The sequence below is a fragment of the Imbroritus primus genome, from assembly GCF_964332355.1.
In the GTDB taxonomy this organism is placed as follows: Bacteria; Pseudomonadota; Gammaproteobacteria; order Burkholderiales; family Burkholderiaceae; genus Imbroritus; species Imbroritus primus.
Window position 1 is genome coordinate 973512 of sequence record NZ_OZ201293.1, and the last position, 20358, is coordinate 993869.

A 20358-nucleotide genomic window follows, 5' to 3' on the forward strand; every position below is an offset into this window, starting at 1 on the left:
CGGGTTTTCCGTACGGACTGCTGCGCGTCGTGCCGGAAGCATTGCGCTTCACTTTGATAGCGTCTCTAAGCGGTCGCGGATTGAGTCATACGCTCTAACACCGCTTTCCCGACGTGGCCGAATACTTCTTCGATTTATTGCCGCCAGACGTCTGGATCGGGTGCTGCGTTCTGCTGCAAGCCGGCCGGCACCATACCGGGTGCACGGGACTTTTCTTGCCGAAGCGGATGCCAAACCGGGCATCCGCCATGAATTCTGTTTTGCCGAATCACTGGTTCCCACAGTGCGGGCATCTGCCGAAGCGGCCTCTGGGCCGGTCCCTGCCGGTGCGCGCGCTGCGCGTACTGCTGAACTGCGCTGTCCGGGCCGACGCCCTCGCCAGGCGAACAGGACAAGCCGGTGCAGACAGCCCCGCGTGTAAAATGAAACCATTCTTTTACCGCACGGGCTCGTTTTGCCGGCCAACTGCCGGAAAACGAAAAAATTATATTCAAAATGAATGAGTTACGCCATCAAAATGAGAAAAATCGCACCGCCGGGGTTTCCGGAGGGCAGGTGGCGTTCGTCGAGATCGACGAGGGGGCCGAAGGCCAGCGGATCGATAATTTTCTACTACGCCTCGCGAAGGGGGTACCGAAAAGCCATGTTTACCGCATCCTGCGCTCCGGCGAGGTGCGGGTCAACAAAGGACGCATAGATGCAACCTATCGCCTGCAGCTTGGTGATATTGTACGCGTGCCCCCCATGCGTATCGCGGAATCGGCGGTCCAGCCCGCAGCCGTACCGGCGGCGGAGTTCGCCGTCCTGTTCGAGGACGATTACCTGCTGATCATCGACAAGCCGGCCGGTACGGCCGTGCACGGCGGCTCGGGGGTGTCGTTCGGGGTCATCGAGCAGTTGCGGCGCAGCCGGCCCACCGCCCGCTTCCTCGAGCTGGTCCACCGGCTGGACCGCGAAACCTCGGGCGTGCTGGTGCTGGCCAAGAAGCGGTCCGCCCTGGTGCATCTGCACGAGCAGATCCGGGCTGGCCAGCTGGACAAGCGGTACTACGCGGGGGTGAAAGGTGACTGGACTCATACCCGGCAGCACCTGCGTTTTCCGCTGCACAAATACAGCACGCCGGAAGGCGAGCGCCGCGTGCGCGTGCAGGCCGATGGCCTGGCGTCCCATACGGTCATCAACCGGATGGGCGGCAATGGCGCGTTCTCATGGCTGGAAGCCGAACTGAAGACAGGGCGGACCCACCAGATCCGCGTGCATCTGGCGCATGCCGGGTTTCCGATCCTGGGTGACGAGAAGTATGGGGATTTCGCCCTCAACAAACAATTGGCGCGCGCTGGCGCAAAGCCGGGCCTGCGGCGTATGTTCCTGCATGCGCATCGGCTGGCGCTCGCGCATCCGGCCGACGGGCGGCGGCTGGCGGTCGAGGCGCCGCTGCCGCGCGAGTGCGCGGCTTTTCTTGAGCAATGTGGAATAGGGCAGTAAGCGATATGGCGCAGCAGCAATTCGATCTGATCGTGTTCGACTGGGACGGCACCCTGATGGACTCCACGCCGACCATCACGCGCTGCATCCAGCTGGCCTGCCAGGATCTCGGCCTGCCGGTACCGGACGATGGTGCGGCAAGCCATGTGATTGGCCTGGGCCTGCAGGATGCCTTGAGCCTTGCCGCGCCCACGCTTGACCCTGCCGACTACCCCAAGCTGTCCGAGCGCTACCGCTTCCATTTCCTGACGCGCGATCCCGAGCTGGTGTTGTTCGACGGCGTGCGTGACATGCTCGAAGCGCTGCGCGCGCAACATTACCTCCTGGGCGTAGCGACCGGGAAGTCGCGCGCCGGCCTGCAGCGTGCGCTAGCGGCCACGGGCGTGGCCGACCTGTTCGATGCCACGCGCTGTGCCGACGAGACGTTCTCCAAGCCCCATCCGGCCATGCTTGTGGAGTTGGCGGGTGAGCTCGGGCAGAACGTCACGCGCACGGTCATGATCGGCGACACTACGCACGATCTGCAGATGGCTGCCAATGCCGGTTCCGGTGCGGTGGCGGTGAGCTATGGCGCGCATCCCCGGGCGTCGCTGCTCTCGCTGTCGCCGCTGCATTGCGCCAGCGATGTGCCTGATCTCAACGCCTGGCTGGCGCAACATGCCTGAACCAGGCGCCCAGCTGATCTGCGCGTCCGAGGCGCTGGTGGACGGTGGTACCGGGGTGCGTTTCGCGCTGGTGCATCGTGGCCGCGAGATCGGGGCGTTCGCGGTGCGCCATGGTGGAACGGTGTATGCCTATCTCAATGAGTGCGCACACGTCCCGATGGAAATGGACTGGCAGGAAGGCCAGTTTTTCGATGCTACGCAGACCTGGCTGGTGTGTGCGACCCACGGGGCCCTCTACGAGCCGCACAGCGGTCGATGCGTGGGCGGACCTTGCCGGGGTGCGAAATTGGTCGCGCTGGCAGTACAGGAAGAGCTGGGTAAGGTATGCTGGATCCCCGGTGGCGATTTCCAGCCACTCCCGTCTTCCCTGACCCTATCCTGAGAGACCGCAGCACATGAGCGAACCGCAACACCCGTCATCCGGCCAGTCCTCCGGCGGTGCTTCCGGGGACGATCCCAACGTCCTGGAGCCGGCGACCCATGCCGATTACCCGCTGGACGAGGATCTGAAGCGCGCCGACAAGCGGGCGCGCGAGCAGGTGCGCGGACAGGCGCCAGGATGGGAGCGTGGCGTGCTGGAAAAAGTCTTGCTGGCGACGCTCAGGGAGCAGCGCGCAGCGCGGCGCTGGCGCATTTTTTTCCGGCTGGCGACGCTGGGTGTGTTCCTGCTGGTGTTCTTCACGCTGTTCGAATTCAAGACCACGACCAAGTCGGTCTCCGGCCGTCATACCGCCATGGTCACCATCGACGGGGAGATCGCGGCCGGTACGTCCGCCAGCGCCGAGGCCATCAATGCGTCGCTGCAGGCGGCGTTCGAGGATACGGCGTCGGCCGGGGTCATCCTGAAAATCAATTCGCCCGGCGGCTCGCCCGTTCAGGCCGGCATCATCAACGATGAAATCCGCCGGCTGCGCGGCATCTATCCGGACAAGAAGCTGTATGTGGTGGTGGAGGAAGTCTGCGCGTCCGGCGGCTATTACATTGCCGCGGCGGCCGACATGATCTACGTGGACAAGGCCAGCATTATCGGCTCCATCGGCGTGCTGATGGACGGTTTCGGCTTTACCGGACTGATGGAAAAGATTGGCGTCGAGCGCCGTCTCTACACGGCCGGGGCGAACAAGGGGATGCTGGATCCGTTCTCGCCGCAATCGCCGGTGCAGCGCGCTTACGCGCAGCAGATGCTCGACGAGATCCACCAGCAGTTCATCACCGTGGTGCGCGAAGGGCGGGGGAAACGGCTTTCCGACGATCCGCAGCTGTTCTCGGGCCTGTTCTGGAGCGGTGCGCGCAGCGTCGAGCTGGGACTGGCAGACGGTATCGGGACCGCTGACTTCGTGGCGCGCGATGTGATCAAAGCGGAAAATATCGTCGACTATACGGTCAAGGACAATATCGCCGAGCGGGTCGCCAAGCGCTTTGGCGCGGCCATGGGCGCCGGCGCCGTGAAGGCGCTGCTGTGGAGCGGTTCGCTGCAGCCGTTGCGTTGAGGCCGGCGCCGCAGGCGCATTGAGGACGCTACCCGGCGTTCTTCCTTGCCACTTGGGGTGGATCAGTGGGCCAGCAGCAGGAAAATCGCCGGCCGCTTGCGCAGGTCGAGACGCTGCTCCGACCATTGCGCCACCGGCAGCGTCACGACCTGCTCGCTGGGCAGCGTGAGATCGACCGCCACCGATAGCAATGTCTGCCCCGCACACTGGCTGCGGATGGTGTCGAGCAGTTGCGGGTTGCGGTAGGGCGTTTCGATGAAGATCATCGTCTGGCCCTGGGTGCGCGATTGCTGCTCGAGCTGCTTCAGCCGTGCGGCACGTGCCGCGGCGTCGATCGGCAGATAGCCGTGGAATGCAAAGCTCTGGCCATTCAGGCCGGACGCCATCAACGCCAGCAGGATCGAACTCGGACCCACCAGCGGGCGGACTGGAATGCCGCGCTGGTGCGCGAGTCGCACGAGGTTGGCACCGGGGTCCGCCACCGCAGGGACGCCGGCTTCCGACAGCAACCCGCCATCCCGGCCGCCTGCCAGCGGATCCAGCAGAGCGGACAGCGCCTCCTGCGGTGTATTGACATTCAGCTCGCGGATCTCGATCTGCTGGATTGCGTGGCGCAACGGCGTCGATTCCGACAGTTTCTTCAGGTAGGCACGCGCCGTCTTGGCGTTTTCCGCGATCAGATAGTCCAGGGCGGCCGTCTGCCGCTGTACCTCGGCTGGAATAACTGCGGGCAGGGGGTCTGCGGCATCGCGCGCGCCTAGGGTGTTGGGCAGCAGATACAGGGTGCCGGCCATGCTCAGGCTCCAAAGAAGGGGTAGCCGACTCGGCGCAGCATGGAGGTCAGGGCGACCAGCGGCAGGCCGATCAGGGCTGTGGGGTCGTCCGACGTCACTTTTTCCAGCAAGGCGATGCCCAGGCCCTCGGCCTTGGCGCTGCCGGCCACGTCATAGGGGTGCTCGAGGTGCAGGTAGGCGTCAAGCTCGGCATCCGGCAGGTCGCGGAAGGTCGCGAGAGTCTGCACATCCTCGATCTGGTGCTGTCCCGTGCGGCCATCGAACAGGCAGAGCGCCGAGTGGAAAGTCACCGTACGACCGCGCATGCGCTGCAATTGCTGGAGCGCGCGTGCATGATCGCCGGGTTTGCCCATCTGCTGGCCGTCGAGCGTGACCACCTGGTCTGAGCCGATGATCAGTGCATCCGGCTGCTGGCGGGCGATCGCTTGTGCCTTGTGCAGTGAAAGCCGCATGGCGGTGGCGTCCGGGCACTCGCCGGGCAGCGGGGTTTCATCGATATCGGGCACCGCGACGGTGAAGGGCACGCGCAACCGTTCCAGCAATTCGCGGCGGTAACGGGAGCTGGAGGCGAGGATCAGTGCCGGGAGGCGCGGGTCAGTCATAAGTCATTGACGGAAAAGATGGATTTTGCCCGGAGGGCTTTGACGACCGCTGAAAAAGCAGCGTATAATCGCGCGTTTTGCTGATCGTGCCGGGCTGACCGCGCATGTTATCAACAAACCAGATTGGCGACCAAGCGGCAACACGGCAATCCTGCGGTAACGCGCGGTACGGATGGTTTTGTTGCGAACCGCGCCGGCACGGCTGTGAGTGCAGGTGGAGCGCCACGCGCCAGACTAGGGATTCCGCATCATGATTCAGTTGAATCCGCTCAGACCGTTCGATATTTTCGACTTCAGTGTCGCTGGCGAAGAGGCGCAGGGTGCGCTCCCGCTGACCTCACTGCCGCGTGTGCTGGCGGAGCTGGCCCCCGAGGCGCCGGCCGACGCGCGCGATGCACTATTCAACTGGCGCTTGCGCGGTTTCGTGCGCGAGGAGGCCTCGATGGCCGGCCTGGATGGGCGCAAGCGCAAGTTCGTGGCGCTGGAGGTTGATGGCGTGCTGTGGCTCGTGTGCCAGCGCTGTCTGACGGTCAAGCCGGAATCGCTGTCCGTGCGGACCGTCCTGGAGCTGGTGCGTACCGAGGCAGAAGCTGATGCGGCGCCGGTCGATGACGACGAAGTCGATGTCATCGTCGGTTCGCGTCATTTCCAGCTGGCCGAACTGATCGAAGACGAATTGCTTCTGGCTTTGCCAATCGCAGTCAAGCATGACGTCTGTCCGGAGGTTCATCCGGACCTGGTCACGGGTGCGGATGGCCAGGTCGTGCCTGAAGAAGCGCCCGAAGATGCAGAGGAAGAAACCAGGCCATCGCCGTTCGCGGCGCTGGCCGACCTGAAACGCCGCCACTGAAGAAGCAGTGGTGCAGCGCCTGCCGCACGCGGGCGCGCGGTTTACGGTCGAGCAGTATCGTGCATTCGCTGCAACCCGGCTACGTTGGCGGCGGATGTGATGTGATAAAATTCAAGACATTCTCTTAGGAGTCATAGATCATGGCAGTTCAGCAAAACAAGAAGACGCCGTCGAAGCGCGGCATGCACCGTTCCCACGACCATCTGGACGCGGCGTCGCTGGCCGTCGAGCCGACGACCGGTGAAGTGCACCTGCGCCACCACGTGAGCCCGAACGGCTACTACCGTGGCAAGAAGGTCGTCAAGACCAAGAACGACTGATGAATCGGGCAGGCGTGTCGGGTAGGTGTGTTGATTTTCCCCGCGCTGGTTCGTGATTCGATCTGATAGGAAAGCGGCAGTTGCGTTGCCGCTTTTTTGTTTCCGCGCGCCTGACATGACCGTTCGACATCCGGCGGCAGCCACGACGATGGATGGCCGTTGCCTTGCCCGATCCGGCAGGCAACCGAGGCTGCGGTTCTCGATCCACTCCTCACATACATGACGATCCGACTTGCTATCGATTGCATGGGCGGCGATCACGGCGTAACCGTGACCGTCACTGCCGCGGTCAATTTCGTCTCGCAGCACGCAGATGCCAGCATGGTGCTGGTTGGCGACCCTGCTGCCATCCAGCAGCAACTCAAGAAGCTCGGCGCCAGTGGCAATGCACAGCTGAGCATCGTCCCGGCATCCGAAGTCGTCACGATGGACGATTCCGTGGAAGTCGCGCTGCGCCGCAAGAAAGATTCCTCAATGCGCGTGGCCATTACCCAGGTCAAGAACGGCGATGCCGATGCCTGCATTTCGGCCGGCAACACTGGCGCGCTGATGGCACTGTCGCGCTATGTCCTGAAGACGCTGGACGGCATCGACCGCCCGGCCATTGCCACGGCCATTCCCAACGAAAAGGGCGGTGGCACCACAATGCTCGATCTCGGTGCCAATGCTGACTGCGAACCGCAGCACCTGCTGCAGTTCGCGCAAATGGCGGAAGCCATGGTCGCGGTGGTGGAAAACAAGGAACGACCGTCGGTCGGCCTGCTGAACATCGGCGAGGAAGTCATCAAGGGCAACGAGGTCGTCAAGCAGGCGGGCGAGCTGCTGCGCGCCAGTTCGCTCAATTTCTACGGTAATGTCGAAGGCAATGACATCTATCGCGGCACGACCGACGTGGTGGTCTGCGATGGCTTTGTCGGCAACGTGGCGCTCAAGACCAGCGAAGGTATCGCCAAGATGATTGGCGGCATGATCCGCGAGGAATTCGGCCGCTCGTGGCTGACCAAGCTGATGGCCTTGGTGGCAATGCCGGTGCTGAATCGCTTCCGCCACCGTGTCGATCATCGCCGCTACAATGGCGCGTCCCTGCTGGGACTGCGCGGCCTGGTGATCAAAAGCCATGGCTCGGCGGACGCCTATGCTTTTGAATGGGCGATCAAACGCGGGTATGATGCGGCCAAAAATGGCGTGGTTGAGCGTATTGCCCAAGTCTTTGCCAGCAAGGCTGCGCCACGGGAGCTGCCAGGCGACCCGCCCACCGTGATGCCGCGCGTTGGTTGATGGCCAGGACGGGTACATAGCAGACGCCGATTTACATCGACAGGATTTTCATGACATACGCAAAGATCATTGGCACCGGCAGTTACCTGCCACCGCGCCGCGTGACCAATCAGGATCTGACCGCCATGCTGGCGGAAAAAGGTATCGAAACCAGCGATGAATGGATCACCTCGCGGAGTGGCATTTCCGCGCGGCACTATGCCGATGCCAATGTCACCAGCAGCGATCTCGCCGTGCGGGCGGCGGAGCGAGCCATCGAAGCCGCAGGTGTCGATCGCCAGCAGATCGACCTGATCATCGTCGCGACCTCCACCCCCGATTTCGTTTTCCCGAGCAGCGCCTGCATGGTGCAGAGCAAGCTGGGCATCACCAGCAACTGTGCTGCGTTTGACCTGCAGGCGGTGTGTTCCGGCTTCATCTACGCGATGGCCACGGCAGACCGCTTCATCCGCAGCGGCATGTACCGCACAGTGCTTGTCATCGGCGCGGAAGTGTTCTCGCGCATCCTTGATTTCAATGACCGTTCCACTTGCGTGCTGTTTGGCGACGGTGCCGGCGCGGTGCTGCTACAGGCGTCCGACGAGCCGGGCATCTTGTCCACGGCGCTGCATGCGGATGGCAGCTATGTCGATATCCTGTGCGTGCCAGGCCATGTGTCGGGCGGTACGGTAACGGGTGATCCCCTGCTCAAGATGGACGGCCAGGCCGTATTCAAGCTGGCCGTGAATGTGCTCGACAAGGTCGCGCGCGAAGTCCTCGAACAGGCCAAGGTGGACGCCGCCCAGATCGACTGGCTAGTACCGCACCAGGCCAATATCCGCATCATGCTGGGTTCTGCCAAGAAGCTCGGCCTGCCGCCCGAGCGTATGGTCGCGACGGTGCATGAGCACGGTAACACTTCTGCGGCATCGATTCCGCTGGCGCTCGACGCCGCGGTGCGCGATGGCCGCATCCAGCCGGGCCACAACGTGCTGATGGAAGGCGTGGGCGGCGGCTTTACCTGGGGCGCAGTACTGCTGCGCATGTAAGAGGTCATCTCAAAATGATTCTGGCGTCCGGTTTGGCGTCATGCGGCGGCCTTGCCGTACTGCATGTACTGTCTGCGGCCGCGCGCCTAGCCAGAACCGCTCCGCTTCATTTTTGACATCACCTCTCAATTCGGATCAGGACGCTAGAGCTGGCGCGTCGTGACTTTACCCAATGCAGATATCATGAAATTTGCTTTCGTCTTTCCCGGCCAGGGCTCGCAATCGGTGGGCATGCTCAACGCCTTTGCCGATCATCCGGTGGTGCAGCGCACGCTGGAAGAAGCCTCGTCGGCCCTCGGTTTCGATATCGGCAAGCTGATTGCCGAAGGCCCGGCCGAAGAACTCAATCTCACCACCAATACCCAGCCGGTGATGCTGACTGCCGCCGTGGCGTGCTACCGCGTGTGGCGCGATGCGGGCGGTGCGGCACCGGCCATGGTGGCCGGCCATAGCCTGGGCGAATATTCCGCCCTGGTTGCCGCGGAAGCGATTGCCTTTGCGGATGCCGTTCCCCTGGTGCGTTTCCGCGCCCAGGCCATGCAGGAAGCCGTGCCGGTGGGCGAGGGCGGCATGGCGGCGATTCTCGGCCTGAGCGATGACGATGTGCGCGCCGCTTGTGCCGAAGCGTCGGTGGCCGGCATCGTCGAGGCCGTCAACTACAATGCGCCGGCGCAGGTTGTGATCGCCGGCCAGAAGGCCGCGGTGGAAAAAGCGTGCGAGATTGCCAAGAGCAAGGGCGCGAAGCGCGCGCTGCCGCTGCCGGTCTCGGCGCCGTTCCATTCCTCGCTGCTGAAGCCGGCTTCGGATCGCCTGCGCGAGTACATGGCGAACCTGACGGTCCACGCGCCGACGATTCCGCTGGTGAACAACGTGGACGTGGCCATCGTGTCGGATCCGGCTGCCATCAAAGATGCGCTCGTGCGTCAGGCGGCTGCGCCCGTGCGCTGGGTGGAATCGGTCCAGGCCATGGCGGCAGCGGGCGTGACGCACCTCGTGGAGTGCGGACCGGGGAAGGTCCTGGCTGGCCTGACCAAGCGCATCGACGGCAACCTGACGGCCCTGTCGATCACCGATCCCGCTTCTGTTCAGGAAGCCCTGGCTCAGTTGAAGTAAGGAACCACGATGACACGACTTCTCGAACAACAAGTGGCGCTGGTCACCGGTGCGTCGCGCGGCATCGGCAAGGCCATTGCGCTGGAACTGGCGCGTGCCGGTGCGCGGGTGATCGGTACGGCGACCAGCGCGGCCGGCGCGGAAGCCATCAGTGCGTACCTGTCGGCCGATGGGCTGACGGGCCATGGCGTGGTGCTGAACGTCAATGATGCGACAGGCTGCGAGGCTGTGATCGACGACATCGTCAAGTCGCATGGCGGCCTGAACATCCTTGTCAACAACGCTGGCATCACGCAGGACCAACTGGCCATGCGCATGAAGGACGATGACTGGAGCGCTGTCATCGACACCAACCTGACGTCGGTCTTCCGCCTGTCGCGCGCCGTGCTGCGGCCGATGATGAAAGCGCGCGGCGGCCGTATCATCAATATCACTTCCGTCGTGGGTTCGGCCGGCAATCCCGGCCAGATGAACTACGCGGCGGCGAAGGCTGGCGTCGCGGGTATGTCGCGCGCGTTGGCCCGCGAAATCGGTAGCCGCAACATTACGGTGAATTGCATTGCACCGGGTTTTATCGACACCGACATGACGAAGGCCCTGTCGGAAGAGCAGCACACTGCACTCAAGGGGCAGATCCCCCTTGGTCGGCTGGGCGAGCCCGAGGACATCGCGCATGCGGTGGTCTTCCTGGCGTCGCCACAAGCTGGCTATATCACGGGCACGACACTGCACGTGAATGGCGGCATGTACATGAACTGAGTTGGCGGGCGGCCGCGTACGGCCGGGCTTGCCCCATGGGCGCGGCCAGTACGCACGCCGTTGGCAACTGTTCAACGTTTTTTAATTGAAGAACGGGTGTGTTTTTTGCATATCGGGCTGGGCGGCATCTTCGTGCCTAAACCTGCTAAAATGCGCCCACATTTTTGTCGAACTTCCCTGGAGGGTTACATGGACAATATCGAACAACGCGTCAAGAAAATCGTGGCTGAGCAACTGGGTGTCGCTGAAGCCGACATCAAGACCGAGTCTTCCTTCGTGAACGACCTCGGCGCCGATTCGCTCGACACGGTTGAACTGGTGATGGCGTTGGAAGATGAATTCGGTATGGAAATTCCCGATGAGGAAGCCGAAAAGATCACGACGGTGCAGCAGGCGATCGACTACGCCACGGCACACGTCAAGGCCTGATCAAGGCCTGCAGCCCTGCGCACAGAATTGCAGCCACAGAAGAGGTGCCGGAGCGGGCCATGGCCTGCAGCCGGTGACGTCTTCTGTGGCTTTTGTCCGTTATAAACGTAGGAATACAGAGTGAGCCGTCGTCGCGTTGTCATTACTGGTCTGGGACTCATCTCGCCTGTCGGAAACACGGTCGCCGAAGCATGGCCGAACCTTCTGGCCGGCAAGTCGGGTATTGCCACGGTCACCAAGTTCGACCACTCCGCACTGTCCGTGCACTTTGCCGGTGAAGTGAAGGGCTTCAATGTGGAGGACTATCTTCCCGCCAAGGAAGCCCGCCATATGGATACCTTCATCCACTATGGCATTGTCGCCGGCATGCAGGCGCTGCAGGACAGCGGCTACGAAGTCACCGAGGAAAATGCCGATCGCATTGGCGTGATGGTGGGTTCCGGCATCGGCGGTCTGCCGATGATCGAAGACACCCAGATCGAAATGCTGAATCGCGGTCCGCGCCGTATTTCGCCATTCTTCGTGCCGGGTTCGATCATCAACATGATCTCGGGGCACCTCAGTATCAACCACAATCTGCGTGGTCCGAACCTGGCTGCAGTCACGGCCTGTACCACAGGCCTGCACAGCATCGGACTGGCTGCCCGCCTGATCCAGTGCGGCGATGCCGATGCAATGCTGGCCGGCGGCGCCGAGTCGACCGTCTCCCCGCTGGGGATCGGCGGCTTTGCCGCGGCGCGCGCGCTCTCTACCCGCAATGATGATCCGGCAACCGCCTCGCGCCCGTGGGATGTGGGCCGCGATGGCTTCGTGCTGGGCGAGGGTGCCGGCGTGATGATGCTGGAAGAGTACGAGTCCGCCAAGGCCCGTGGCGCCCGCATCTATGCAGAGCTCGCTGGCTTTGGCATGAGCGGGGATGCGTTCCACATGACCGCGCCCAATATGGATGGTCCGCGCCGCTGCATGCAGAATGCGCTGCGCGACGCCGGCATGAATGCCGACGAGGTGAATTACCTCAATGCCCACGGCACGTCGACGCCACTCGGTGACAAGAACGAAACCGATGCCATCAAGGCGGCGTTTGGCGAGCATGCCTACAAGATGGTGGTTAACTCGACCAAGTCGATGACTGGCCACCTGCTGGGCGGTGCTGGTGGCCTGGAATCGGTATTCACGGTCCTGGCGCTCCATCATCAGGCTTCGCCCCCTACCATCAACATCTTCGAGCAGGATCCGGAGTGCGATCTCGACTACTGCGCCAACACCGCGCGGGAGATGAAGATCGATGTGGCCGTCAAGAACAATTTCGGGTTTGGCGGAACCAACGGCACGCTGGTATTCCGCCGCCCCCGTTAAATTTCCGTGCATTCCGCTCCCGTCCTGGTCAGCGCGGCCTGGTTTCGCCGCGGCTGCGCGCTGCTCGCGGCGGGCGAGGGGGCGGTGCTTGGCTGGCTGGCGCTGCAGTCAACGCTGGCGGGGCCCGTGCCCGGATGGCTGGCTGGCCTGTTGAGCGTAGCATTGCTGATGCTCGCATGGCCGCCGGTGTGGCGTTCCGCAAACATCTGCAAGTTGGCCTTTGTGGAAAGTGCTGCGGTGCCCACACTGCAAGTGTGGCACCGTGGCACGCCGCAGCCTGTGCCATTGCCGTTGCGTTGGTGCTGGTGGTGGAGCGGGCGGCTGGTATTGCTGGGATTGGGACAGGGGCGTGCCACCGTGTGGGTGCTGATCGATGCAGAGGGTGCGTCCGCCGTCCAGATGGCCGGATTTCACCGCAGGCTGCGCGATGCGACGTCGGCGCAACCCGAAGCGGGCGCCCGTTGGTAATATGCAACGCTGAAAGCGAACGTAACAATTGAAGCGATAATTATCAGGTGAACACTGAGTGAGTGAACGCGAAGCCGATCAACTTCTCGTCGAGCGGGTCCAGCAGGGTGACAAGAAGGCTTTTGAGCTGCTGGTGGTCAAGTACCACCGGAAGATCATTCGCCTGATTTCGCGTCTGATCCGGGATCATGCCGAGGTCGAGGATGTCGCGCAGGATGCGTTCATCAAGGCCTACCGGGCCTTGCCCCAGTTCCGTGGCGAGTCGGCGTTCTATACCTGGCTGTACCGGATTGCCGTGAATACCGCCAAGAACTACCTTGCCACGCAGGGCCGGCGGCCGTCTTCGGCGAGTGACATTGATAACGAAGAAGCTGAAACTTTTGCTGATGCTGACCAACTAAGAGACATCAACACACCGGAATCGATGCTGCATACGCGGCAGATTGCCGATACGGTGAATCGCGCGATGGAAAGCCTGCCCGAGGAACTGCGGGTTGCGATCACGCTGCGCGAGATAGAAGGCCTGAGCTACGAGGAAATCGCCGAGGCGATGGAGTGCCCGATTGGTACGGTACGCTCCCGGATTTTCCGCGCACGCGAGGCGATTGCGGAGAAATTGCGGCCCTTGCTGGGAACAGTGGAGGGAAAACGCTGGTAAGCGGCGACGCTGCTGCCGGTTGTGATCGAGCGGTATATAAACGTTGCGCGCCAGCTGTCGTCATCCGGCAGAACAGCAACGAAAAAACGGGATTGTTTCGGTTATCAGGATTTTTTTGGGGTCGGGAAATGGGTCAGGCTCAACAACAACCGGTGCGGCTCACCGCAGTCGCGGAACACGTGTCCGCCCTGATGGATGGCGAAATCGCCAGCCATGAGCTCAATGAAGCGTTCGATGCGGCCAAGTCCGATGTGGGCATGGCTGACTGGCAGTGCTATCAGCTGATCGGTGACGCGCTGCGTTCCGAGGATCTGATCCAAGGCGAGTCGAGCGATGCTTTCCTGCAGTCGTTCGCCGCGCGCTTCGAAAGCGAACCCCATGTGCTGGCTCCTGTGGCCGCGCGTTCCGTATCGCGCCATCGCCTGCTGCTCCGTCCCTCGTGGGTGCGCCGGGTCGTGCCGACGACCGCGGTCGCGGCAGCAGTGGCCGCGGTGACATGGATCGCCGTGCCGCAACTTGGCCAGTCGGTCAACCCGAACACTTCGTCCACCGTCGTGGCCATGGCGCCCGCACCGTCCGAATCGGCTACGCGTAGCGCTGGTCCGGTGATCGCGGTGTCCGCCGATGCCACGATGATTCGCGACGCCCGCCTGGACGATTATCTGCGTGCCCATCGGCAGGCAGCAACCACGGGCGTGTCAATGCCCTACATCCGCGCGGCAGCCGCGCAAACGACGCAGGCACAGGACAATTCGAAGGAATAATGGCGGCACATTCGTTGCATACCGCGCGGTCGATCCCGCGGTCGATCCCGCAGTCGATCCGTCACGCGGTGCGTTCGCATCAGGTTGCGGCAGTCTGCCGCACGCTCGTGTTGGTATTGTGTGTTTCCGGCTTCGGCACGTTGCATGCGCAGGAGCGCCCGCAGGAGCCGACGCGCCTGGAGCGCGGTGAAGCCGCTAAATGGCTGGCACGCATCCAGAAAGCGGCCAAGCGCGAGAACTACGTCGGCACGCTGACGTTCCAGCGCGGCAGCACCATCCATTCCTCGCGCATCCAGCATTTTTCCGATGGTCTGAACAACGAGTACGAGCGGCTCGAGATGCTTGATGGCAAGCAGCGCGAAGTGCTGCGCCAGAATTCCCAGGTCCACACGCTGATCCACGAGGCCCATGTCGTCGTCGTGGAGCAACAGGAAGGCAAGGATCGTTTCCCCGCGTTGCTGGCCACGACCAAGGGTGATGTACTCGAACAGTACGACATGCGCCACTTCGGTCGTGAGCGTGTCGCCGGCAAGGAATGCGAGGTGTTTGCGCTCGACCCGCGGGACAGCCAGCGCTTTGCCTACCGCATCTGGGCCGACAAGGACAGCGGCCTGCTGATTCGCGCGCAGACACTCGGCGATGCCGAGACGGTGCTCGAACAGATTGCGTTTTCCCAGGTGGATATTGGCGTGCCGTCCGGCAAGCAGCGCATCATCGGCGCCATCAAGGGCCTGAGCGGTTGGCGCAAGTACGATATCCATTACCAGCCGGCCAACCTGGCCGATCAGGGCTGGCAGGTGTCCGCGCCGGTGCGCGGCTTCCAGAAGATCCGCGAAGTCCGCCGCCCCCTTAACACCGACAATGAAAAAGCATTCGAGGTGCACCAGGTCGTGTTCAGCGATGGCCTTGCCGGCCTCTCGGTGTTCATCGAGCCGGTGGATCAGCAGCGCATGCGCAAGGAAGGCATCGCCGCCCAGGGGCCCACGCATATCCAGGTCCGCCGCGTGGCCGACCACTGGATCACGGTGGTCGGTGAGGTGCCGGCATCCACGGTCCGCCAGTTCGCGGCGGCCGTCAGCTATCGCCCTGCTGGCAAGCCGTAACGGTCTATACGGACCGGGTTGGCCCCGAACGGGTGGGGGCGCTGCCAGCGCTGCCGTCCGGGCAACCCAATCGTTTTTCTAGGGAGTTGTCATCCATGCTCACGGTGAAACCTGTCCATCTGGCGAGTGCCTGCATGCTCGCTGCCACGCTGCTGATCGCGCCGGTGACTTCAACGCCCGCGCTGGCGCAGAACACTGCCCGTTCCTACAATCTGCCGGACTTCACCGATCTGGTCGAGCGCGCCAGCCCGGCAGTCGTCAATATTCGTACCACGGAGCGCATCCGTTCCTCGGGTGGTGCCAGCACCGACGAAGAGGAGATGGCGGAGTTCTTCCGTCGTTTCTTCGGCGTACCGCTACCGGGCATGCCGCCCGGTCGCCGTTCCCCGCAACAGCCCCAGCAGCCAGGGCCGGAGCAAAGCCGCGGTGTCGGCTCAGGCTTCATTATTTCTGCCGATGGTTACGTCATGACCAACGCGCACGTGGTCGAGGATGCGGACAGTATCTATGTCACCCTGCCTGACAAGCGGGAATTCAAGGCCAAGCTGATTGGCTCGGACAAGCGCACGGACGTCGCTTTGGTGAAAATCGAAGCGACCAACCTGCCGCGCCTGCCGCTCGGTGATTCGAACGCGGTGAAAGCCGGCGAGTGGGTGCTCGCCATCGGCTCGCCATTCGGGCTCGATAACACGGTGACCGCGGGTATCGTGTCGGCCAAGGGTCGCGATACTGGCGATTACCTGCCGTTCATCCAGACCGACGTGGCGGTCAATCCTGGTAATTCGGGCGGTCCGCTGATTAACCTGCGCGGCGAAGTCATTGGCATCAACTCGCAGATCTATAGCCGTAGCGGCGGTTACATGGGCATTTCGTTTGCCATCCCGATCGACGAAGCCATGCGCGTGGCAGACCAGCTCAAGGCATCCGGCCGGGTGACGCGGGGCCGTATTGCCGTCGCGATCGGTGACGTCACCAAGGAGCAGGCTGAATCGCTTGGCCTCGCCAAGGCGCGCGGCGCACTGGTGGGCAGCGTCGAGGCAGGGGGGCCTGCGGAAAAGGCCGGAATCGAAGCTGGTGACATCATCCTGCGCTTCAATGGCCGTGACATCGAGCGGGCGTCCGACCTGCCCCGCCTCGTTGGCGATACCAAGCCGGGCAGCCGCGTGCCAATCCAGGTGTGGCGCAAGGGCGCAACGCGCGACATGAGCATCACCGTGGCTGAGCTGCCGAGCGATACCCGCGCCAGCCGCGACAGCGAAGGCGGTGCCGAGAAGGCGCCCGCGCAGAAGGTCGATGCCATGGGCCTGGTTGTCAAGGACCTGAGCGCGGCACGGCAGGCGGAGCTGAAGCTGAAGTCGGGGATCGAGGTGGAGCGCGCCGAAGGGCCGGCGGCACGCGCCGGCATCCGGCAGGGTGACGTCATCCTGCGGGTTGGCGATACCGACATCCGGGACAGTCGCCAGTTCGAGGCGCTGGTGCGCGGTCTCGACAAAAACAAGACGCACGCGGTGTTCGTGCGGCGCGGCGATGCGACCCAGGTGTTGACGGTCCGTCTCGCGGGCACGGGCCGGTGAGCATGGCCGACCTGACACTCTATGGCCGGGGCTATTGTCACCTTTGCGATGACATGAAACTGGCGATCGAACCGTTGCGGGGCGAATTTGCCTTTACCCTGCACGAAGTCGACGTCGATAGCGACCCGGCCATCGAGGCGCGGCTGGGCGAACTGGTACCGGTGCTCATGACCGGCACGCCAGCGAACCCCGGCCGTGAACTGTGCCATTATTTTGCCGATCTGCCGGGGATTCGCGCCTGGCTCACCGATCCCGCCAGCGCATAAATATCGCCGCATTCCGCATCGGGAAAACCCCGAATTCCGGTAAAATGGCGGGTTAATGCGCGTTCTGCAGTTTTTCCAACGCACTCCTTCGATGCCGCCTCGTTGCCTGTCCGGGCAGGCGGCATCTGCCCCATGAACAGACGACCCATGCCCCGTGCTGCCACGTCAGCCGGCATTTTCTGAGCCAGATGGACAATATCCGCAATTTTTCGATCATCGCCCATATCGACCACGGTAAATCGACGCTGGCCGATCGCATCATCCATATGTGCGGCGGGCTGTCCGACCGCGAGATGGAAGCCCAGGTGCTCGATTCGATGGATATCGAGAAAGAGCGCGGCATCACCATCAAGGCGCAAACCGCCGCGCTCGCTTATACGGCGCGCAATGGCAAGGTCTATAACCTGAACCTGATCGACACGCCGGGACACGTCGATTTCAGCTATGAAGTCAGTCGCTCGCTGTCGGCCTGCGAAGGCGCGCTGCTGGTCGTCGATGCCTCGCAGGGCGTCGAGGCCCAGACCGTGGCCAACTGCTACACCGCCATCGAGCTTGGCATGGAAGTGGTGCCGGTGCTGAACAAGATCGACTTGCCGTCGGCCGATCCCGCCAACGCCATCCAGGAAATCGAGGATGTCATCGGCATTGACGCGCAGGATGCCATTCACTGCTCGGCCAAGACCGGCCTTGGCGTGGACGATGTCATCGAAGCCATCATCGCGCGGGTGCCGCCGCCCAAGGGCGATGCCGATGCGCCGCTGCAGGCGCTGATCATCGACTCCTGGTTTGACAACTATGTCGGCGTCGTCATGCTGGTGCGCGTGGTCAACGGCACGCTGCGCCAGAAAGACAAGATCACCCTGATGGCCAGCGGCACGCAGCATCTGGTCGAGCACCTCGGCGTGTTCTCGCCAAAGTCCGTGCCGCGCGAGGCCTTGACGGCAGGCCAGGTGGGCTTCGTGATCGCTGGCATCAAGGAGCTCAAGGCCGCCAAGGTGGGCGACACCGTGACGCACACCGCGGCGAAAGCGGCTGCACCGCTGCCCGGCTTCAAGGAAGTCAAGCCGCAGGTGTTCGCCGGCCTGTATCCGGTCGAGGCCAACCAGTACGACGCGTTGCGCGAATCGCTTGAAAAGCTCCAGCTCAACGATGCGTCGCTGCAGTACGAGCCAGAAGTCTCGCAGGCGCTCGGATTCGGCTTTCGCTGCGGCTTCCTCGGGCTGCTGCACATGGAGATCGTGCAAGAGCGTCTCGAGCGCGAGTTCGACATGGACCTCATCACCACGGCACCGACCGTGGTCTACCAGGTCCAGCAGCGCGATGGCACGATGGTGACGGTCGAAAACCCGGCCAAGATGCCGGACCCGGCGAAGATCGACGCGATCCTCGAGCCGATCGTCACGGTCAACCTGTACATGCCGCAGGACTACGTCGGTGCGGTCATGACGCTGTGTACGCAGAAGCGCGGCACGCAGATCAACATGAGCTACCACGGCCGGCAGGTGCAGCTGACCTATGAGATCCCGATGGGCGAGATCGTGCTCGATTTCTTCGACCGCCTCAAGTCGGTGTCGCGCGGCTATGCTTCGATGGACTATGAGTTCAAGGAATACCGCGCCTCGGACGTTGTGAAGGTCGACATCCTGATCAATGGCGACAAGGTCGATGCGCTGTCAGTCATCGTGCACCGCTCCAACAGCCAGTATCGCGGCCGCGAAGTGGCCGCCAAGATGCGCGAGATCATTCCGCGCCAGATGTACGACGTGGCCATCCAGGCTGCCATCGGCGCCAATGTCATCGCGCGCGAGAACGTCAAGGCGCTGCGCAAGAACGTGCTGGCCAAATGCTACGGCGGTGACATCACGCGCAAGAAGAAACTGCTCGAGAAACAGAAGGCCGGCAAGAAGCGCATGAAGCAGGTGGGCACCGTGGAAATTCCGCAGGAAGCCTTCCTCGCCATCCTGCGTGTCGAAGATAAATAACCGGAATGCCGGCGCGGCGCGCGGCAAGGGAATGCGCGCCACCTCGGACAGGCAATTGCAGGACATGGGGAACATCCTGACATGAACTTCGCTTTGATTCTTTTTGTGCTGGTGGTCATTACCGGCATCGCCTGGGTGGCGGACAAGCTGTACTTCGAAAAGAAACGTCGCGCTGCGGCGGCGGACGCGCTCTCCGCCTTCGACGCCCGCCGCCAGGACCTGCAGGATCGCTACGGCGTGAGCGAGATCGATACCTCGCGCACCAAGCTGGCCGAGGAAAAACTGCGGCAGCCGTGGTGGCTCGAATACTCGGCCAGTTTCTTCCCGGTGATCCTCGCGGTGTTCGTGCTGCGTTCGTTCGTAGTCGAGCCGTTCAAGATTCCCTCGGGCTCGATGATTCCCACGCTGCTGATCGGCGACTTCATCCTGGTCAACAAATACACCTATGGCATCCGCCTGCCTGTGGTCAACCAGAAGGTCATCCCGCTGAACGATCCGCAGCGCGGCGACGTGATGGTGTTCCGCTTTCCCAAGGACCCATCGCTCGACTACATCAAGCGTGTGGTCGGCGTGCCGGGTGACGTGGTGCGCTATGAAGACAAGAAGCTGACCGTCAACGGGCAGCCGGCCGAATATCAACCCAAGGCCGACTTCCTCGACGAGGAGCGCCTGACGTATTCCAAGCAGTTCACCGAGACCATCGGCGGCGCATCCCACCAGATCCTCAACGATGCGGACCGGCCGCCGTTTGTCATCGGCGCGGACGATTTTCCCTTTCGCGAAAACTGCACCTACAATCAACGTGGGCTGACCTGCAAGGTTCCCGAAGGACACTATTTCGTGATGGGCGATAATCGCGACAATAGCCTGGATTCGCGCTACTGGGGCTTCGTTCCGGATAAAAATGTGGTTGGTAAGGCATTTTTCATCTGGATGAACCTCGGCGACCTGGGCCGGATCGGGTCGTTCCGATGACAGATACATCACAATAAGTCATTCACCGGGGGAAGCGGGTCATGCGTGGGAGCAGACGGGAATCAGGATTTTCATTGCTGGGGTTGCTGGTGACGGTATTACTGGCGGTTGGCGTGTTCGTGCCGCTGGTCAAGGTCGTGCCGTCATTGCTGGAGTACCAGTCTGTGAAGCGAGCCGCCTACCAGGCGAAGACTGACGGCAGTTCGGTACAAACCGCCATCGCCGCATTCGACCGGCAGGCGCTGGTGGATGGCGTGCAGGTTGTGCGCGGCCGGGACCTCGATATCCAGACCAACGCCAACGGCGCAGTGGACTCGGTCCGCTTCAGCTATCGTCGCGAGATCCTGCTGTACGGTCCGATCAGCCTCGCGATCCAATACTCCGGTACGGCGCAGTAAT

The 20358-nt window shown here is 62.7% G+C and carries 23 protein-coding genes; 21 read left to right on the forward strand and 2 right to left on the reverse strand.

Going from position 1 to position 20358, the window contains the following annotated elements; translation table 11 throughout:
- Positions 1-495 precede the first annotated feature (495 nt).
- Genes ACQ3C8_RS04420 through ACQ3C8_RS04435 form a run of 4 tightly spaced genes read left to right on the forward strand, consistent with a single transcriptional unit; the run spans position 496 to position 3640 of the window.
- Positions 496-1485 carry an RluA family pseudouridine synthase gene (locus ACQ3C8_RS04420; protein ID WP_428852605.1) on the forward strand — a complete coding sequence of 330 codons (990 nt, stop codon included), beginning with the start codon at positions 496-498 and terminating at the stop codon, positions 1483-1485.
- A 5-nt stretch (positions 1486-1490) separates the two neighbouring features.
- The gene (locus ACQ3C8_RS04425) at positions 1491-2150 is read left to right on the forward strand and encodes an HAD-IA family hydrolase (protein WP_009522104.1); all 660 of its coding nucleotides are present in this window, start codon (positions 1491-1493) and stop codon (positions 2148-2150) included.
- A complete protein-coding gene (locus ACQ3C8_RS04430) occupies positions 2143-2532 on the forward strand; it encodes a Rieske (2Fe-2S) protein (protein ID WP_009522105.1) in 390 nt (129 codons plus the stop codon). Before ACQ3C8_RS04425 ends, ACQ3C8_RS04430 begins: the two co-directional genes overlap by 8 nt.
- A 13-nt stretch (positions 2533-2545) precedes the next feature.
- Positions 2546-3640, forward strand: coding sequence for a S49 family peptidase (locus tag ACQ3C8_RS04435; RefSeq protein WP_428852606.1), 1095 nt, complete (start codon positions 2546-2548; stop codon positions 3638-3640).
- Between the two features lie 62 nt (positions 3641-3702).
- Here the strand turns inward: ACQ3C8_RS04435 and ACQ3C8_RS04440 are convergent, their stop codons facing one another.
- Both ACQ3C8_RS04440 and ACQ3C8_RS04445 read right to left on the reverse strand, forming a co-directional pair.
- Entirely contained in the window at positions 3703-4434 is a 732-nt protein-coding gene (locus ACQ3C8_RS04440; RefSeq protein ID WP_428852607.1) for an SAM-dependent methyltransferase, read from the reverse strand.
- Positions 4435-4436: 2 nt separating this feature from the next.
- A complete protein-coding gene (locus tag ACQ3C8_RS04445) occupies positions 4437-5036 on the reverse strand; it encodes a Maf-like protein (protein ID WP_009522108.1) in 600 nt (199 codons plus the stop codon).
- Positions 5037-5286: 250 nt separating this feature from the next.
- On the opposite strand from ACQ3C8_RS04445, the gene ACQ3C8_RS04450 reads away from it, so the two are divergent.
- The 17 genes from ACQ3C8_RS04450 to ACQ3C8_RS04530 all read left to right on the forward strand — a co-directional run bounded on the left by ACQ3C8_RS04450 (position 5287) and on the right by ACQ3C8_RS04530 (position 20357).
- Entirely contained in the window at positions 5287-5886 is a 600-nt protein-coding gene (locus tag ACQ3C8_RS04450; RefSeq protein WP_428852608.1) for a YceD family protein, read from the forward strand.
- A 140-nt stretch (positions 5887-6026) separates the two neighbouring features.
- A complete protein-coding gene (gene rpmF, locus ACQ3C8_RS04455) occupies positions 6027-6206 on the forward strand; it encodes a 50S ribosomal protein L32 (RefSeq protein ID WP_009522110.1) in 180 nt (59 codons plus the stop codon).
- A 219-nt stretch (positions 6207-6425) separates the two neighbouring features.
- The gene (gene plsX, locus ACQ3C8_RS04460; protein WP_428852609.1) at positions 6426-7484 is read left to right on the forward strand and encodes a phosphate acyltransferase PlsX; all 1059 of its coding nucleotides are present in this window, start codon (positions 6426-6428) and stop codon (positions 7482-7484) included.
- 50 nt (positions 7485-7534) lie between these two features.
- The gene (locus ACQ3C8_RS04465) at positions 7535-8512 is read left to right on the forward strand and encodes a beta-ketoacyl-ACP synthase III (RefSeq protein WP_428852610.1); all 978 of its coding nucleotides are present in this window, start codon (positions 7535-7537) and stop codon (positions 8510-8512) included.
- A gap of 183 nt (positions 8513-8695) precedes the next feature.
- Positions 8696-9625, forward strand: coding sequence for an ACP S-malonyltransferase (gene fabD, locus ACQ3C8_RS04470; RefSeq protein WP_428852611.1), 930 nt, complete (start codon positions 8696-8698; stop codon positions 9623-9625).
- Positions 9626-9634: 9 nt separating this feature from the next.
- Positions 9635-10384 carry a 3-oxoacyl-ACP reductase FabG gene (gene fabG, locus ACQ3C8_RS04475; RefSeq protein WP_428852612.1) on the forward strand — a complete coding sequence of 250 codons (750 nt, stop codon included), beginning with the start codon at positions 9635-9637 and terminating at the stop codon, positions 10382-10384.
- Positions 10385-10573: 189 nt separating this feature from the next.
- The gene (acpP, locus tag ACQ3C8_RS04480) at positions 10574-10813 is read left to right on the forward strand and encodes an acyl carrier protein (RefSeq protein ID WP_009522116.1); all 240 of its coding nucleotides are present in this window, start codon (positions 10574-10576) and stop codon (positions 10811-10813) included.
- A gap of 120 nt (positions 10814-10933) precedes the next feature.
- Entirely contained in the window at positions 10934-12169 is a 1236-nt protein-coding gene (gene fabF, locus ACQ3C8_RS04485; protein ID WP_009522117.1) for a beta-ketoacyl-ACP synthase II, read from the forward strand.
- A gap of 6 nt (positions 12170-12175) precedes the next feature.
- A complete protein-coding gene (locus tag ACQ3C8_RS04490; protein ID WP_428852613.1) occupies positions 12176-12637 on the forward strand; it encodes a hypothetical protein in 462 nt (153 codons plus the stop codon).
- A 58-nt stretch (positions 12638-12695) separates the two neighbouring features.
- Positions 12696-13295 carry an RNA polymerase sigma factor RpoE gene (gene rpoE, locus ACQ3C8_RS04495; RefSeq protein WP_009522119.1) on the forward strand — a complete coding sequence of 200 codons (600 nt, stop codon included), beginning with the start codon at positions 12696-12698 and terminating at the stop codon, positions 13293-13295.
- 128 nt (positions 13296-13423) lie between these two features.
- Positions 13424-14059 carry a sigma-E factor negative regulatory protein gene (locus ACQ3C8_RS04500; RefSeq protein ID WP_428852614.1) on the forward strand — a complete coding sequence of 212 codons (636 nt, stop codon included), beginning with the start codon at positions 13424-13426 and terminating at the stop codon, positions 14057-14059.
- Positions 14059-15162, forward strand: coding sequence for a MucB/RseB C-terminal domain-containing protein (locus tag ACQ3C8_RS04505; RefSeq protein WP_009522121.1), 1104 nt, complete (start codon positions 14059-14061; stop codon positions 15160-15162). The genes ACQ3C8_RS04500 and ACQ3C8_RS04505 overlap by 1 nt, the downstream gene beginning before the upstream one ends.
- 95 nt (positions 15163-15257) lie before the next feature.
- Positions 15258-16736 (forward strand): DegQ family serine endoprotease, encoded by a 1479-nt coding sequence (locus tag ACQ3C8_RS04510; RefSeq protein WP_009522122.1) that lies wholly within the window; start codon positions 15258-15260, stop codon positions 16734-16736.
- 2 nt (positions 16737-16738) lie between these two features.
- Complete coding sequence (locus tag ACQ3C8_RS04515) at positions 16739-17002, forward strand: glutaredoxin family protein (RefSeq protein WP_009522123.1); 264 nt, start codon at positions 16739-16741, stop codon at positions 17000-17002.
- 188 nt (positions 17003-17190) lie between these two features.
- Positions 17191-18984, forward strand: coding sequence for a translation elongation factor 4 (gene lepA, locus ACQ3C8_RS04520; protein WP_428852615.1), 1794 nt, complete (start codon positions 17191-17193; stop codon positions 18982-18984).
- Between the two features lie 81 nt (positions 18985-19065).
- On the forward strand, positions 19066-19959 hold the full coding sequence (gene lepB / locus ACQ3C8_RS04525) for a signal peptidase I (RefSeq protein WP_009522125.1): 894 nt from the start codon (positions 19066-19068) through the stop codon (positions 19957-19959).
- A 74-nt stretch (positions 19960-20033) separates the two neighbouring features.
- Positions 20034-20357: a DUF4845 domain-containing protein gene (locus ACQ3C8_RS04530; RefSeq protein ID WP_050981033.1), complete on the forward strand. Its 324-nt coding sequence runs from the start codon at positions 20034-20036 to the stop codon at positions 20355-20357.
- Position 20358 lies beyond the last annotated feature (1 nt).